This is a genomic window from Agromyces sp. Leaf222 (assembly GCF_001421565.1).
Taxonomy (GTDB): domain Bacteria; phylum Actinomycetota; class Actinomycetes; order Actinomycetales; family Microbacteriaceae; genus Agromyces.
On record NZ_LMKQ01000002.1, the window covers coordinates 408,024 to 423,477 of the forward strand.

Sequence of the window (15,454 nt, forward strand, 5' to 3'; positions counted from 1 at the left end):
GCTCGTTACACTCGACGGGTGAGCCGGAACCCCGAACCTGACCCCTACGACGGCGTGCCCTGGCCGCTCGACGAGTTCGCCCCTCCGGCCGACGAGTGGGCGCCGCCCGCCGATGACGGCTGGGTTCCGCCCGAAGACGACGGCTTCCGCGGCGCACCTCGATCGGCTGCCGCGTCGACACGCGCGTCGACGCCTGCCCGGCTCGCCCCGATCGACCCGCAGTCGGTGCGGGCCGCGCCCGCCCGGTTCGACAGCGCACACGAGGCGTTGCACACGGTCTTCGGGTACGACAGCTTCCGCGGCGAGCAGGCCGAGATCATCGCGCAGGTCGCCGGCGGCGGCGACGCGGTCGTGCTCATGCCCACGGGCGGCGGCAAGAGCCTCTGCTACCAGATCCCGTCGCTGCTTCGCGAGGGCACGGGCATCGTCGTCTCCCCGCTCATCGCGCTCATGCACGACCAGGTCGACGCGCTGCAGCGCAACGGCGTGCGCGCCGCCTACCTGAACTCCAGCCAGCAGTCCTTCGAACGTGCCGAGGTCGAGCGGGCGTATCTCGCGGGTGAGCTCGACCTGCTCTACATCGCGCCCGAGCGCCTGAGCTCCGAGCCGGTCAAGCGGTTCCTGCAGCAGGGCACGGTCGCGCTGTTCGCGATCGACGAGGCGCACTGCGTCGCCCAGTGGGGTCACGACTTCAGGCCCGACTACCTCGCGCTGTCCGAGCTCAGCGAGCGCTGGCCCGACGTGCCGCGCATCGCCCTCACGGCGACCGCGACCGAGGCCACGCACCGCGAGATCACGACGCGACTCTCGCTCGAAGACGCCAGGCACTTCGTGTCGAGCTTCGACCGCCCGAACATCCAGTACCGCATCGCGCCCAAGTCGGAGGTGCGCAAGCAGCTCCTCGAGTTCGTGCGCAGCGAGGGCGTCGACGCCGAAGGCACGCCCGTCGCGGGCATCGTCTACGCGCTGTCGCGCGCGAGCACCGAGAAGATCGCGGGCTTCCTCGCCCAGAACGGCGTCAACGCCCTGCCGTACCATGCCGGTCTCGACGCCGGCGTGCGCCGCCGCACGCAAGAACGGTTCCTCCGCGAAGACGGCGTGGTCGTCGTGGCGACCATCGCGTTCGGCATGGGCATCGACAAGCCCGACGTGCGCTTCGTCGCCCACGTCGACCTGCCGAAGTCGGTCGAGGGCTACTACCAGGAGACGGGGCGTGCCGGCCGCGACGGCCTGCCCGCCACGGCGTGGCTCGCCTACGGGCTGCAAGACGTGGTGCAGCAGCGCCGCATGATCGACGAGAGCCCCGGCGACCTCGCGCATCGGCGCCGTCTCGCGTCGCACCTCGACGCGATGCTCGCCCTGTGCGAGACCGTGCAGTGCCGCAGGCAGAACCTCCTCGCCTACTTCGGCCAGCCGAGCGAGGCATGCGGCAACTGCGACACCTGCCTCGAGCCGCCCGTCGCGCTCGACGGCACGGTGCCCGCGCAGAAGTTCATGTCGACGATCGTGCGACTCGAGCGTGAACGGCGTCAGCGTTACGGCGCGGGGCACCTCATCGACATCCTCCGCGGCAAGCAGACCCCGCGGGTCGGCCAGTACGGCCACGACACGCTCGCCACGTGGGGCATCGGCGCCGACGTGTCCGAGCAGCAGTGGCGCGGCATCGTGCGACAGCTGCTCGCGCAGGGACTGCTCGCGACCCACGGCGAGTACGGCACGCTCTCGGTCACCGACACGGGCAACGAGGTGCTTTCGGGCACGCGCACCGTCATGCTCCGAGCCGAGCCCGAACGCGCCGCCTCGCGGCGGGGCCCGAAGGCCGCGTCGGCCGCAGCCGATCTCAGCCCCGACGATGCCGAACTGTTCGAGGCGCTGCGCGCCTGGCGGGGCGCCGAGGCCCGCGAGCAGGGCGTGCCCGCGTACATCGTGTTCGGCGATGCCACGCTGCGCGCGGTCGCGACGGAGCGACCCCGTTCGGTCGCCGGGCTCGACGGCATCTCGGGCATCGGCGTGAAGAAGCGCGAGGCCTACGGCGACGCGCTCGTCGCCGTCGTCGACGCGCACCTGGCGCGCTAGCGCTGCGCTCTGCCGGGCGGGCGGCGAGCGGGCATCCGCACCGCACCCGCTCGTCGTGCGCTGGTGCGCGGGCATCCGCACCGAGCCCGCTCGTCGTGCGCTGGCCGGTGGCATCCCGATGCGCGACGCGCCCGATCCCGGCGGGACCGCGGCATCCGAATCATTCCTTCTCGTCTGGTATTTGATCTGATACAGTACCTATCGAGATGAACAACAGGCGATGCCGAGACGGCAGGCGTCCTGACATCAGAAGACGGCGGCCCGAGTGCTGCAACACCCGAGCCGCCCACGCAACCGAGTCGTTCAGTGCGAAGCCGAACGCGAGACCAGTGCGCGCCGCCAGCGTACCGCCCAGCGCTGAACCGACTCCGAAGAGCCTGCCCGACCGGGTGGGCTCGACTGAGATCGGAGAAACCGCATGCCCACCGCGACACCGGGGCTGGCCCTCGAGGCCAGGAACCTCGTCAAACGCTATCCGCAGGGCCGGCGCAAGCCGCCCGTCACCGCCCTCGACGGGCTGAGCTTCGGCGTCGAGGAGGGCACCGTGTTCGGGCTCCTCGGTCCGAACGGCGCCGGCAAGTCGACCACCGTGAAGATCCTCGCGACGCTCAGCGCGGCCGACTCGGGTGACGCGTTCGTCGCCGGCTTCGACGTTCGCGGCCGGGCGGCCGACGTGCGTCGGTCGATCGGCTTCGTCGCCCAGAAGCAGGTCTCCGACCCCATGGACACCGGCCTCGAGAACCTCGTGCTCGCCGGACAACTGCACGGCATGGGCACCCGCGATGCGAGGTCGCGGGCCGGTGACCTGCTCGATCGCTTCGGCCTCGCCGCTGCGGCGCGACGCCAGGTGAAGACCTACTCCGGCGGCATGGCCCGAAAGCTCGACGTCGCGATCGGGCTCATGCATCACCCCGCCGTGCTCTTCCTCGACGAGCCGACCACCGGGCTCGACCCCGAGGCGCGCACCGAGATGTGGGCCGAGATCGAGCGCATGGCTGCCGACGAACGCACCACGGTGCTGCTCACCACGCACTACCTCGAAGAGGCCGATCGCCTCGCCAGCCGTCTCGCGATCGTCGCGAACGGCCGGGTCGTGACCGAGGGCGAGCCGGAAGAGCTGAAGGCGGCGCTCCGCGGCGACGCCATCGTGCTCGAACTGCTCGACGCCGCCGATGTCGATGGCGCCCTGACGCTCATCGGGCGCAGCCCGGTGTTCCGCGACGTGGTGCGCGAGGGGCGCACCGTGCGGGCGCGCACCGACGAGGGCGGGCAGGCGCTGCCGCTCGCGCTCGCCATGCTCGACGCCGAGCGGCTGCGGGTCGCGTCGGCGACCGTCGCGAGGCCGAGCCTCGATGACGTCTACCTCGCCCACACCGGGCGTTCCTTCTCGTCGGCGCACAGCGAGGGCTCGGCGACCGACCAGGCGACGCCCACGATCGACGGCCCCGCGACCGACGGCCCCGCGACCGACGGCCCCGCGACCGCAGAGGAGCGTGCAGCATGACCGCCACGACCACCACGACACGCGCCGCCACGCGCGGCACGGCGTCACGTCCGTCGCGCGCGGGCACGGGATTCCTCCGACACACGGCGGTGCTGACGCTCCGGCAGCTTCGCGCGGCGGTGCGGGTTCCGGCGTTCGTCGTCATGAACCTCGTGCAGCCGCTCATCTGGCTCCTGCTGTTCGGGCAGCTCTTCAAGTCGGTCGTCGAGATCCCGGGCTTCTCGGGCGGCGCCGACTACCTCGAGTTCCTCACGCCGGGCATCGTCGTGATGATGGCCCTGTTCGGCAGCGCGTGGGCCGGCACGTCGTTCATCGAGGACATGAACCGCGGCGTCATGGATCGCCTGCTCACCTCGCCGACGCATCGCGGCGCGCTCATGGTCGCCTCGCTCGTCTACCAGGCGGTGCTCACGTTCGTGCAGACGCTCATCGTGCTGGGCGTCGCGTGGCTGCTCGGTGCGCGCTTCGACGGCGGACTCGCCGGCGTGCTCGTGCTGCTCGCGGCGGCGATGCTGCTCACCGCCGCGTTCTCGGCGCTCTCGAACGCGGCGGCGTTGCTCGCCCGCGACCAGAACATCCTGATCGGGCTCTCGCAGCTCATCACGATCCCGCTCATGTTCCTGAGTTCGGCGCTCATGGACACGTCGCTGTCGGCCGGCTGGGTCGCGGATGTCGCGCGCTTCAACCCGTTCGAATGGGCGGTCGTCGCCGGGCGCGAGGCGCTCCTCTCGGCCGATCCCGACTGGGCGAGCGTGTGGTCGCACCTCGGATACCTCGCGGCGTTCACGCTGGTGCTCGCCTGGCTCGCGACCCGCGCCTTCCGGGTCTACCAGCGCAGCGCGTAGGGGCGAGGCGCGGACGGCACCGGTCGGTTCGCGACGGTTGCAGAGGCCACGGACGTCAACGTCCGTGGCCTCTCGGCGCTTCCGGTGCGAGCTCGATCGGGATCCCCCTGGGTGCGCGTGGGCGTCGTCCGGGCACCCCCGATCGTCGACCGGGGGTGCCCGGTATTCTCGAAATGTTTACGTTACCGTAGCAGAAATGTTTGCGTTGACATTTCGAGAACGGCGCCCCTAACCTGACGACGTCAGGAGCCTGAGGCGGCATCTCGGGCGCAACAGGACGCCACGCACGGCAGAACAGAGAGGTTCGCAGAATGCATCACCGTACCCTTCGGATCGCGGTCGGACTCGCGATCGCGGCGCTCGCGATATCGGTCGCGAGTCCCGCGAGTCCCGCGAGCGCCGCACCACCAGAGGACCAGATGCCCGTGCTCACCGGACCGGAGCTCGCAGCATCGTGGACGGCGCCGCTCAGCACCGTCGGCCGCTACGTCGTCGACGCCGACGGTGACCGGTTCAAGCTGAAGTCCGCCAATTGGGACGGCGCGCAGGGCCACTGGAGCGGCAGCGGCGACAAGAACGATCCCGCCAACCACAACAGCGGCATCAGCTACGACATCCCGATGGGGCTGGATCGGGTGCCGATGGCCACCCTCATGAGCGACTTCCACGGCGTCGGCATCAACAGCATCCGCCTGTCCTTCTCGAACGAGATGCTCGGCATGACGGCGCCGGTTCCGGATGTCGCGGTCACGGCGAACCCGCAGCTGAAGGGCAAGACGCCGCTGCAGGTGTTCGACGCGGTCGTCGCCGCGCTCACCGCCGACGGATTCGCGGTGATCCTCAACGACCACACCACCACCTCGCACTGGTGCTGCGGCACCAACGACGGCAACGAGCGGTGGAACAGCAGCCAGACCACCGAGAAGTGGATCAGCGACTGGGTGATGCTCGCGACCCGCTACAAGGACAACGCTCGCGTGGTCGGCATGGACCTGCGCAACGAGGTGCGGCGCGACATCCTGAACGACGCGAACTGGGGCTGGGGCGACGACCACGACCTGTACCAGGCGTACCAGCGCGCCGGCGTCGCCATCCAGAAGGCGAACCCCGAGGTGCTCGTCGTCATGGAGGGCATCAACTGGCAGGGCATCCCGCTCGACGGCCTGTTCCACGACCGCCCGCACCTCAAGCCCGTCGCGAACCTCTCGAACGCCCTCCCATATCCGGACAAGCTCGTCTACGCGGCGCACATCTACGCCTACACCGGGCCGAAGCACACGGGTGCCACCGGACTCGGTGAAACGCATGATGCCCGCTATCGCGACCTCACCGCGAGCGAGCTCGCGGCCGAGGTGAACCGGGCCGCGGCGTTCGTCAACACGGCGAATCAGCACTACACCGCCCCCGTGTGGTTCAGCGAGTTCGGCATCGGCCACGCCAGCGACACCGGCGCCCTCGACAAGGCCTGGTGGGCGAACTTCACCGACATCCTCATCGCCAACGACAGCGACTTCGCCGCGTGGCCGCTCGTGGCGCAGGCGAAGGCCGACGGCACGTTCGTCGACGGCTACGCCCTCCTCGCCTACAAGCCCGACGGCACGAAGCTGAGCATCGCCGACGACTGGCGCTTCCCGCAGTGGAAGAAGCTCGTCAACGCGACGGGCAAGACCGGCCAGGTCGCGCCCGTCGCCCGCTGGAACATGCTCGGCAGTGGAAGCTTCGTCGACAGCCAGTCGTCGCTGCGCATGCTGCAGGCGGGCGACTGGTCGCCTGGCCAGTGGAAGGGCACCTGCCCCGACAGTCAGCGCCTGCAGGGCATCGCGCGGAGCACCAACCGCGCGCTCTGCACGGACGTCGGCGGCATCGCCACCTCGAACCCGCGCGTGCAGAGCGGGCAGGGGAACATCACGAACGACTGGGCCTCGGGGTACGACAAGCTGCAGTGCAACCCCGGCGAGGTCGGCGTCGGCTACAGCCTGGGCACCGGCGGCGGCACCAAGGCGGCGATGTGGAATCTCGTCTGCGCGACGAGCACCACCGCGCTGCCCGCCAGCCAGGGCCGCCTGATCTGGTTCGACCAGGGTGACAACCGCCCGGCCGGCGGCGGCTCGACCGCGAGCGACTGGGCCCCAGGCAACTACAAGGGCCAGTGCAGGGACACCGAGTACATCGCCGGCGTGGCGTACACCTACCGCTGGAACCACGGCGGCGTGCCCGACGCGCTGCTCTGCAAGCCGCTGGCCTGATCGGCGGATGACGGAGGGGCCGGGTCGCAGCAGCGACCCGGCCCCTTCGCGTTCCCCGCTCAGGTGAGCGGGGGGAGCCGCACCTCGTGCAGCACACGGCCGCCGAGGTCGCGCATGGTGAGCACGAGCGCCTCGGGGCTCGCCTCGCCGTCGATCCACGCGGCCGCCTCGTCGGAGGCGGTGTCGGCGTCGGGCCCGCCGCTGATGAGCTGCGCGTACGGGAACTCGGCCGTCGCCGGCATCCAGGTCTGGTAGTGCGTGTGCCCCGAGACGACGATCTGGGCGCCCCATTCGACGAGCGCGTCGTGCCAGGCATCGCGGCTCATGCGGCTGAACCAGTCGTACCCGTCGGCGTCGTAGTCGACGACGGTCTCGTCGATCCACCGCAGCGGGATGTGGCAGAACACCACGCGGTACGGGGCATCCGCGAATTCGGGTCGGGCCGTGATCTCGCGCAGCCACTCGGCCTGCTCGGCGCGCAGTGGCTCGAACGCGACGCGCCCCTCGAAGGTCGGGTGGGCGTCGGGCTTGTCCTCGCCGGTGTGGAGGACGATGCACGCGACCGGCCCGATGCGGAACGCGGTGAACGGCCGCCCCTCGGGCGTGGCGACGAAGTCCTCGAGCTGGTAGGCCCAGGTGCCGCGCACGTCGTGGTTGCCCACGACGATCGCGAGGGGGCGCCCGGCGCTCACGTCGAGGCCGGCGGGATTCAGCACCGTCGTGGTGAACCACGACGGGTCCTTCCAGTCGTTGCACAGGTCGCCGTTCCAGACGAGCACGTCGACCTCGGGCGTGGCCTCGTGGAGGGCCCGCATGGTGTCGTCGCGCTGGTGGGTGTCGTTCCACACGGCGAAGCGTGCGGTGTCGGATGCCGCGTCCAGCGTGCGCACGGACTTCCAGTCGCTCTCGTGGCGTGCGCCCGAAGGGCCGACCGTCTCGGTGATCGCCCGGATGCGCACTGCGGTGCCCGCGGGCAGGCCCTCGGCCCGGACTCGCAGCACCCGGTCGCCCTGCGGCACCATGCCGAACGCGTCGCTCGTCACGGTGCCGCGTGCACCGCCGGCCGAGTCCCATTCGAGCCAGCCGCGGCTGAGCTGCGCAACGCCCCAGACGACCTCGAAGCCGTCGGCGCGCGGCGCCATCACGACCGGCGGGCTCGTCACGATCCCGGTCATCGCGTCGCTCCCAGGTCGATCACGAAGCGGAACCGGAGGTCGTCGTCGAACCACATCGTGAAGTTCGTCCCCCAGACGTTGTTGTGCAGGTTCACATGGAGCCCGTCACCGGGATCGGGGATCGCGTTGTCGAAGCGGTAGAGCGCGCGGCGGCCCACGGCGACGAGTGCCGCGTCGACGGGGCGCAGCGAGAAGCCCTGCGCGGCCGTGTGGGTCACCTCGGTGACGGCGTGCAGGTTGCGGTTGCCGTTGCGAACGACGGACTGCGGGTCGACCGCCGTCCCGAGCTTCGCGAGTCGCCAGTCGCCGGGCTCGACCCGTGGGCGGAACCCGAGCCAGCTCGCCTCGGGGAGCCGGGAGGCGTCCTTGTCGCGGAGATCGAGCGTGACCTCGATCGGCCCGGGCTCGCCCGGGAACCGATAGGAGAGGCGGATGTCCCGTGCCCCGCCCCAGGCCTCGCACGCCGCCGCGGGCAGCGCGAGCCGCACGGCGAACACGGTGTCGGCGCCGTCGGCGATGCGTTCCGCCGAGATCGCGCGCGGCGCGAACGTCGTCGCGGGCAGGGTTCCGGCGATCGCGAGCCCCGGCTTCGCCTGGTCGGGCACGGCCCACATGGCGTTCTCGTCCAGGTCGCGGCAGTACTCCCGCAGCCAGCGGGCCTCGTCGCGCTCGTCGAACGTCTCGTACCGGTAGGCGGCGAGCGGGTGCTCCGGCCCGGCCCACTCCGTGCCGTCGGCGTCGACGAGGGAGACGAGCGAGCCGTCGTCGCCGAATCGAACCCGGTAGCCGCCCGCGCTGTGCTCGCCCCAGAGGTCGATCGCCTTGCGTGCGGCCGTCGACGGTGAGACGTCGCCGGTCGGAGCCGTCTCGGCGATCGCGGCATCCGCCTCGGCACGACGTTCGGGGGAGAGTGCCGCGAGTGCGCGGTCGAGGTGGGCACGCTGCTCGGCCCACGAGCGCTCGAACGCCGAGAAACCGAGTCCCTGCGGGCTCGGGTGCTCCGAGTAGGCCCAGGCGTACTCGTCGAACCCGGGCGGGTTCGCCGTCGGATCGACGACGTCGGCCGCGCGGGCCCGCTGGAAGTCGCCCTTCTCGTAGTTGACGTAGTCGGGAAGGTAGGTCTTCAGGTCCTGCCCCCAGGTGTGCTCGGCCGCGAGCAGCAGGCCGTCGCTGAACGCGTCGCATTCCTCGGTGCCGGGCACGAGCGCGCCGAAGAAGACCCATGCCGTTCGCAGGCGCAGCAGTGCGCGGAGCCGCGCCGTCTGCACGGGGTCGCTCGCGACGCCGTGGATCCAGGTGTCGCCGATCTCCTGCTCGAGCACCGGCAGGCTCGCGCGGGCGGCGACCGCCTCGCGGCTGAAGGCGTCGAGCGTCGAGGCGATCACCCTGGCGCCCGGGTGTGCGGCCTGGAGCGCGGCGAACAGCGCCTCGACCTCCTCGACGGGGGGCGGGCCGAAGTTGTCGCCGGTGTGCGCGAGGTGCAGTGCCTCCGTGCCGCCGGGCACCACGGCCACCCCGAGCTCGGTGGCCCCGTAGCTCCGGGCGTAGTTGACGACGACCTCGCTGCCGTCGGGGGCGCGCCAGACGAAGAACTCCGGCACGTCGGGCACCGCGGAGGCCCCGTTGACGCCGAGGTGCAGGAAGTCGAGGCCGCCCCGGGCGAGGAAGGGTACGAGGCCGATCGTGTGGCCCGGGACATCCGTCATCTTCGCTGCGCTCGTGGCGTGACCGAAGCGGGCGTCGAGCCTGCGGCCGATCGCGATGGCGTGCTCGACGAGCCCCGCGTCCATGAGCTCGGTGTGCGTCGTCATCGGCAGGCCGTGCCAGGTCACGTGACCGGCCCGGATCGCACGCTCGAGGGCGGTGCGCTCGCCGTCGTCGCCGAGCCGGAGCGCCTCGTGGATCAGCCAGGAGCCCGTGGTCCAGACGAACCGCGCGGGCCCGTCGCGGCGCTCGAGCTCCTCGGCGAGCTCGATCGCGCGGGGGAGGTATTCGTGCACGTACCGGTCGGTGACGTTCGCGGCGGTGTCGGTGAAGCCGAGGTCGAGGTGCGTCTTGAAGACGACGTGGACGGTGGTGATCATGCGTGCATCCAAACTGCGGTGTCGGGGATGGGTCTTCTCGGGTCGTGGTGCCTTCGAGCGGCGGGTGCAGCTCGCGGTGAACCACGGGGCTCAGGGTCGGGAACCGGGGTGCGCCCCGGAATCATGCGGGTCTCGGTGAGCGTGACGTCATTGTGATCTTCGGGTTCCCGGCTTCTGTTTGCGTAAACATTATTGTCGCGTATACGGTGATGGCAACGCAAACATTCACGAAGGAGTGCGGACGCGAATGACGAACTCATCGCCCACCCGAGGTGCGGAAGCAGGCCGCGGATGACCGTGGCGCACGCGCATGCCCAGACCCCCGCCGGGGTCTCCACCGAGACGTACGCGACGGTCGCCGCGACCGGCGCAGCATCCGGGGGCACGACCGGCCGCACCGTCGGAACCCGCCGCAGGCGGGCTCGTCGCAACTGGGCGGGATGGTGGTTCGTCGGGCCATTCATGCTCATCTTCACGCTCGTGTTCATCGCGCCGCTGGTGTACGCGATCTACCTCTCGCTCTTCCGCGAGACGCTCATGGGCGGCAACTCGTTCGTCGGGCTCGAGAACTACGCCATCGCCCTGGTCGACCCGAAGTTCTGGGAGGCCATGCTCCGGGTCTCGTTGTTCCTGCTCGTGCAGGTGCCGATCATGCTCGGACTCGCGCTCTTCGCCGCACTCGCACTCGACAGTGCGCGGCTGCGCTGGGTGCCGTTCTACCGGCTCTCGATCTTCCTGCCCTACGCCGTTCCCGGTGTCGTCGCGGTGATGATCTGGGGCTACATGTACGGCTCGCAGTTCGGCCTCGTCGCCGACCTGAACCGGTTCTTCGGCATGCAGCTGCCCTCTCCGCTGGCCGAGAACCTGATCCTGACGTCGATCGGCAACATCGTCACGTGGGAGTTCGTGGGCTACAACATGCTCATCTTCTTCTCCGCGCTGAAGGCCGTGCCGCAGGAGCTCTACGAGGCGGCCGAGATCGACGGCGCCGGCACGTTCCGCACGATCTTCTCGATCAAGCTGCCCTCGATCCGCGGCGCGATCGTCATCGCGACGATCTTCTCCGTGATCGGCAGCTTCCAGCTCTTCAACGAGCCGTCGATCCTGCAGACGATCGCCCCGAACTCGATCACCACCTACTTCACGCCGAACCTCTACGCCTTCAACCTGTCGTTCGCCGGCTCGCAGTTCAACTACGCCGCCGCGATCGCGATCATCTCGGGAGTCATCACCATGATCGTCGCCTACCTCGTCCAACTCGGCGGCGACCGGAACGGGACGAAGGCATGAGCGCGGTCGAATCGGGCGTCGGGTCCAGGCCGGCGCCGAGCCGGCTCGCGAGCGGCAGGATCGCTCGCCGGCCGGGCAGGCGAGACCGGGCGACGCCGCGGCACAAGCGCGCCTCCATCACCCTCGGCATCCTGATGACGGTCATGCTGCTCTACTGCCTCGTGCCGCTCTGGTGGCTCGTCGTGAGCTCGACCAAGACGATGGACTCGCTCTACGACTCCTTCGCGTTCTGGTTCAGCGGCGAGTTCGCCCTCTTCCAGAACATCGTCGACACGTTCACCTACCAGGACGGCATCTTCCTGCGCTGGCTCGGCAACACCTTGGCCTACGTCGTCGTGGGTGCCGGCGGTGCCACGTTGTTCGCGACGCTCGCCGGCTACGGGCTCGCGAAGTACGACTTCCCGGGCCGGCGCTGGGTGTTCGCGATCATCCTCGGCGCGATGGCCATTCCGGCCTCGGCGCTCGCGGTGCCCCAGTTCCTGCTCTTCAGCGGGCTCGGGCTGACGAACACGCCCTGGTCGGTGATCATCCCCTCGATGGTGAGCGCCTTCGGCCTCTACCTCGTCTGGGTGTACGCCCGTGAAGCGATCCCCGACGAGCTGCTCGAGGCCGCACGCCTCGACGGCGCGGGCGAGATCCGCATCTTCTTCGTGATCGCCCTGCGCCAGCTCGCACCGGCCCTCATCACGGTGCTGATGTTCACCGTCGTCGCGACCTGGAACAACTACTTCCTGCCCCTCATCATGCTGAGCGACGCGCAGTGGTACCCGCTACCGGTCGGCCTCGCCCAGTGGTCGGCGCAGTCGAGCGCGATCGGCGGCCAGGCCATCCCGAACCTCGTCATCACGGGCTCGCTCCTCACCGTCATCCCGATCTCGGCGGCGTTCCTCTACCTGCAGCGCTACTGGCAGTCGGGACTGACCGCCGGGAGCGTCAAGTAGTCCGGCCCGCCCGGCGAAGCCGGTACGCCGGCACCCCAAACCCCAGAACACCAAGCGAAGGGAACCACAGCAATGGAACGAAACACCACCCGCCGATGGATGCGACTCGGAGCCGTCCTCGGCTCCGGTGCGCTGCTCGTCGGCGTGCTCTCGGGCTGCAGCGGCGCAGCACCGGGCGCCGACAGCGGCGAGACCGACACCGACGCCGCGCTGGCGCAGGACGTCACGCTCACCTGGTGGACGTGGAGCGACAACACCCAGGCGCAGGCCGACGCCATCTCCGAGGCGTACCCGAACGTCACGTTCGACGTCGTCAAGCTCGAGAACCCCGACGCCGTCGTCACGAAGCTCCAGAACGCCGTCAAGGCGGGCAAGGGCGCTCCCGACATCGTGCCGGTCGAGTACCAGACGGTGCCGCAGCTGACCCTCGGCGGTGCCCTCGCCGACCTGACGCCCTACGGCCTCGACAGCTACGAGAGCTCCTTCACCGCGTCGACGTGGAACTCCGTCAACGTCGAGGGCAAGCTCGTCGCGATGCCGTCGGACTCCGGCCCCATGGTCATGATCTACAACACGGGGCTCTACGAGAAGGCGGGCATCACCGAGGCCCCCACCACGTGGGACGAGTTCGCCACGGCCTCGGCGGCGATCCACGCTGCCGACCCCGAAGCGTACATCGCGAACAGCGGCGACGCCGGCTTCTTCACCAGCATGATCTGGGCGTCGGGCGGCCAGCCGTTCACGACCGACGGTGAGAACGTCACCATCGACCTGCAGGACGAGGGCACGAAGAAGTTCGCGGACTTCTGGGGCGAGCGCCTCGCAGCCGGCGAGCTCTCCGGCCTGTCCACCTGGTCGGACGAATGGACCAAGGCGCTCACCCAGGACAAGCTCGGCACCCTGCTCATGGGCTCCTGGATGATCAGCGGCATGGACGACTACGGCCCCGCCGGCCGGTTCGAGGTCGCTCCGATGCCGACGTGGGACGGCGAGCCGGCTTCGGCCGAGAACGGCGGCAGCGGCCTTGCCGTCACCGCGCAGAGTGCCAACAAGGCCGCCGCGGCCGGTGTCCTGAAGTACCTCGCGGAGGGCGAGGGGCGTGCGCTGTTGAACGAGAACGGCTTCCCGTCGACGATCGCCGACCTCGAGAACCCCGAGTGGCTCGACCACCCGTACGAATCGTACGGCGGCCAGCCGGCGAACCAGGTCGGCGCGGCCTCGGCCGAGTCGGTCCTGCCCGGGTGGCAGTACCTGCCGTACCAGGGCTATGCGAACAACGTCTTCTCCGACTCCGTCGGCAAGGCGCTCGGCTCGGGCGGCGACCTGAACGAGGCGCTCCTCGAGTGGCAGGACACCCTCGTCAAGTTCGGCGACGAGCAGGGCTTCACGGTCAATCAGTAGGACGCATCATCCCGCGGGGCAGTCGCCGTCACGGCGGCTGCCCCGCGGTCCATTTCTCGATACAGGACCAGCGCATGCCCAACTTCACCATCGGTGACACCGACTTCCTCCTCGACGGCTCGCCCCACCGCGTGCTCTCCGGCGCGCTGCACTACTTCCGCGTGCACCCCGACCAGTGGCGCGAGAGCATCCGCAAGGCGCGCCTCATGGGCCTCAACGCCATCGAGACGTACGTGCCGTGGAACGAGCACTCCCCGACCCGCGGCGAGTTCCGCACCGCCGGGCAGCTCGACCTGGCGCGATTCCTCGACCTGGTGCACGCCGAGGGCATGCACGCGATCGTGCGGCCCGGCCCCTACATCTGCGCCGAATGGCATGACGGCGGCCTTCCCTCGTGGCTCGTCGCCGACGAGGCGATCGTGCTGCGATCGCACGACGAGGCCTACCTCGCGGCCATCGGGGAGTACCTCGACGAGGTCTACGCCATCGTGCGTCCCCGCCAGGTCCAGCTCGGCGGCCCCGTGATCCTCGTGCAGATCGAGAACGAGTACGGTGCCTACGGCGCCGACGAGGACTACCTCCGCCGGCTCACCGAGCTGACCCGCGAGCACGGCATCGACGTGCCGCTGACCACCGTCGACCAGCCGTTCGACGAGATGCTCGAGAACGGAAGCCTCGACGGCCTGCACCGCACGGGGTCGTTCGGCTCGCGGGTGGGGGAGCGGCTGGCCACCCTGCGCCGCCACCAGCCGACCGGTCCGCTGATGTGCTCCGAATTCTGGTGCGGATGGTTCGACAGCTGGGGCGAGATCCACCACACGACCTCGGCGGAGGACGCCGCCCGCCAGCTCGACGAACTGCTCGCGGCCGGGGCATCCGTCAACGTCTACATGTTCCACGGCGGTACCAACTTCGCCTTCACGGGCGGCGCGAACGACAAGGGCACGTACCGCCCGATCGCGACCTCGTACGACTACGACGCGCCGCTCGCCGAGGACGGCACGCCGACCGAGAAGTTCTGGCGCTTCCGCGAGGTCATCTCGAAGTACGCCCCGGTGCCCGACGAGGTGCCGGCCGAACGAGCGGATGCCCCCGAGCTCGACGTGCTCCTCGACCGCAGCGCCTCGCTGTGGTCGGTGCCGATCTTCGAGTCGCAGCCCTTCGACCGTCTGCCGGTCGCCGCGGAGTTCGGCTCGATCCGGGGATTCATGCGGTACTCGACGCAGATCGAGCACGGCGGGCTGCTCGCCTTCGGCGAGGTGCGCGACCGGGCCCAGGTGTTCGTCGACGGGGCGTTCGTCGGCACGCTCGACCGTGAGCTCCACGAGCGGGTGCTCCCGCTGCCGGAGGACGCGCGCGGAGAGCTCACCGTGCTCGTGGAGAACCTCGGCGGGGTGAACTACGGGCCCCGCCTCGGCGAGGCGAAGGGGCTCATCGCGCCCGCGACCCTCGACGGCGTGCCGCTCACCGAATGGTCGGCCGCCCCGATCCTGCTCGACGACCTCGCACCCGTGCGCACCGCGCTCGCGGCCGGGCTCGCGGCCGGGCCCGGCGCCGGCTCGCAGCGGCGCGGCGCCCCGCTCTCGGGTGGCGCCCCGCTCTCGGGTCCGGTGTTCGCGAGCGGCACCTTCGAGGTGGAGTCGTCGGCCGACCTCCAGCTCGAGCTGACCGGCTGGACCAAGGGCGTCGTGTGGGTCAACGGCGTGAACCTCGGACGCTACTGGAGCCGCGGCCCGCAGCGCACGCTCTACGTGCCGGCGCCCGTCGTGCGCGCGGGCGAGAACGAGCTCCTGATCTTCGAGAGCCTCGGTGCGGTCTCGGCGAGCGCCCGCTTCGTCGCGCACCCCGAGCTCGGCCAGACCGAGGCATGAGCGTGCTCGGGCGATCGAACC

Annotated in this window: 10 protein-coding genes; 8 read left to right on the plus strand and 2 right to left on the minus strand. The window is 70.2% G+C overall.

What is annotated here, in order from left to right; genetic code table 11:
- The first annotated feature begins 18 nt into the window (after window positions 1–18).
- The 4 genes from recQ (at window position 19) to ASE68_RS16760 (ending at window position 6,671) form a co-directional block, all read left to right on the plus strand.
- The gene (gene recQ / locus ASE68_RS16745; protein ID WP_055862291.1) at window positions 19–2,076 is read left to right on the plus strand and encodes a DNA helicase RecQ; all 2,058 of its coding nucleotides are present in this window, start codon (window positions 19–21) and stop codon (window positions 2,074–2,076) included.
- Window positions 2,077–2,494: 418 nt separating this feature from the next.
- The gene (locus ASE68_RS16750) at window positions 2,495–3,580 is read left to right on the plus strand and encodes an ATP-binding cassette domain-containing protein (protein ID WP_082462435.1); all 1,086 of its coding nucleotides are present in this window, start codon (window positions 2,495–2,497) and stop codon (window positions 3,578–3,580) included.
- Entirely contained in the window at window positions 3,577–4,425 is an 849-nt protein-coding gene (locus ASE68_RS16755) for an ABC transporter permease (RefSeq protein WP_055862292.1), read from the plus strand. The genes ASE68_RS16750 and ASE68_RS16755 overlap by 4 nt, the downstream gene beginning before the upstream one ends.
- A 311-nt stretch (window positions 4,426–4,736) precedes the next feature.
- Window positions 4,737–6,671, plus strand: a complete 1,935-nt coding sequence (locus tag ASE68_RS16760; protein WP_055862294.1) for a glycoside hydrolase family 5 protein — start codon at window positions 4,737–4,739, stop codon at window positions 6,669–6,671.
- 59 nt (window positions 6,672–6,730) lie between these two features.
- On the opposite strand, the gene ASE68_RS16765 is transcribed toward ASE68_RS16760, so the two are convergent.
- A complete protein-coding gene (locus ASE68_RS16765) occupies window positions 6,731–7,846 on the minus strand; it encodes a metallophosphoesterase (protein ID WP_055862296.1) in 1,116 nt (371 codons plus the stop codon).
- Entirely contained in the window at window positions 7,843–9,930 is a 2,088-nt protein-coding gene (locus ASE68_RS16770; protein ID WP_055862299.1) for a DUF5054 domain-containing protein, read from the minus strand. The genes ASE68_RS16765 and ASE68_RS16770 overlap by 4 nt, the downstream gene beginning before the upstream one ends.
- 291 nt (window positions 9,931–10,221) lie before the next feature.
- On the opposite strand from ASE68_RS16770, the gene ASE68_RS16775 reads away from it, so the two are divergent.
- The 4 genes from ASE68_RS16775 to ASE68_RS16790 all read left to right on the plus strand — a co-directional run bounded on the left by ASE68_RS16775 (window position 10,222) and on the right by ASE68_RS16790 (window position 15,433).
- On the plus strand, window positions 10,222–11,220 hold the full coding sequence (locus tag ASE68_RS16775) for a carbohydrate ABC transporter permease (RefSeq protein WP_082462436.1): 999 nt from the start codon (window positions 10,222–10,224) through the stop codon (window positions 11,218–11,220).
- Complete coding sequence (locus ASE68_RS16780) at window positions 11,217–12,161, plus strand: carbohydrate ABC transporter permease (protein WP_055862301.1); 945 nt, start codon at window positions 11,217–11,219, stop codon at window positions 12,159–12,161. Before ASE68_RS16775 ends, ASE68_RS16780 begins: the two co-directional genes overlap by 4 nt.
- Before the next feature lie 72 nt (window positions 12,162–12,233).
- A complete protein-coding gene (locus tag ASE68_RS16785) occupies window positions 12,234–13,562 on the plus strand; it encodes an extracellular solute-binding protein (protein ID WP_067879268.1) in 1,329 nt (442 codons plus the stop codon).
- Window positions 13,563–13,636: 74 nt separating this feature from the next.
- The gene (locus ASE68_RS16790) at window positions 13,637–15,433 is read left to right on the plus strand and encodes a beta-galactosidase family protein (RefSeq protein WP_055862305.1); all 1,797 of its coding nucleotides are present in this window, start codon (window positions 13,637–13,639) and stop codon (window positions 15,431–15,433) included.
- Window positions 15,434–15,454: the final 21 nt, after the last annotated feature.

Coding starts and splice junctions, on each gene's coding strand:
- ASE68_RS16750 (WP_082462435.1), top strand. CDS start 2,495: ATGCCCACCGCGACACCGGGGCTGGCCCTCGAGGCCAGGAACCTCGTC.
- ASE68_RS16755 (WP_055862292.1), top strand. CDS start 3,577: ATGACCGCCACGACCACCACGACACGCGCCGCCACGCGCGGCACGGCG.
- ASE68_RS16760 (WP_055862294.1), top strand. CDS start 4,737: ATGCATCACCGTACCCTTCGGATCGCGGTCGGACTCGCGATCGCGGCG.
- ASE68_RS16765 (WP_055862296.1), bottom strand. CDS start 7,846: ATGACCGGGATCGTGACGAGCCCGCCGGTCGTGATGGCGCCGCGCGCC.
- ASE68_RS16770 (WP_055862299.1), bottom strand. CDS start 9,930: ATGATCACCACCGTCCACGTCGTCTTCAAGACGCACCTCGACCTCGGC.
- ASE68_RS16775 (WP_082462436.1), top strand. CDS start 10,222: ATGACCGTGGCGCACGCGCATGCCCAGACCCCCGCCGGGGTCTCCACC.
- ASE68_RS16780 (WP_055862301.1), top strand. CDS start 11,217: ATGAGCGCGGTCGAATCGGGCGTCGGGTCCAGGCCGGCGCCGAGCCGG.
- ASE68_RS16785 (WP_067879268.1), top strand. CDS start 12,234: ATGGAACGAAACACCACCCGCCGATGGATGCGACTCGGAGCCGTCCTC.
- ASE68_RS16790 (WP_055862305.1), top strand. CDS start 13,637: ATGCCCAACTTCACCATCGGTGACACCGACTTCCTCCTCGACGGCTCG.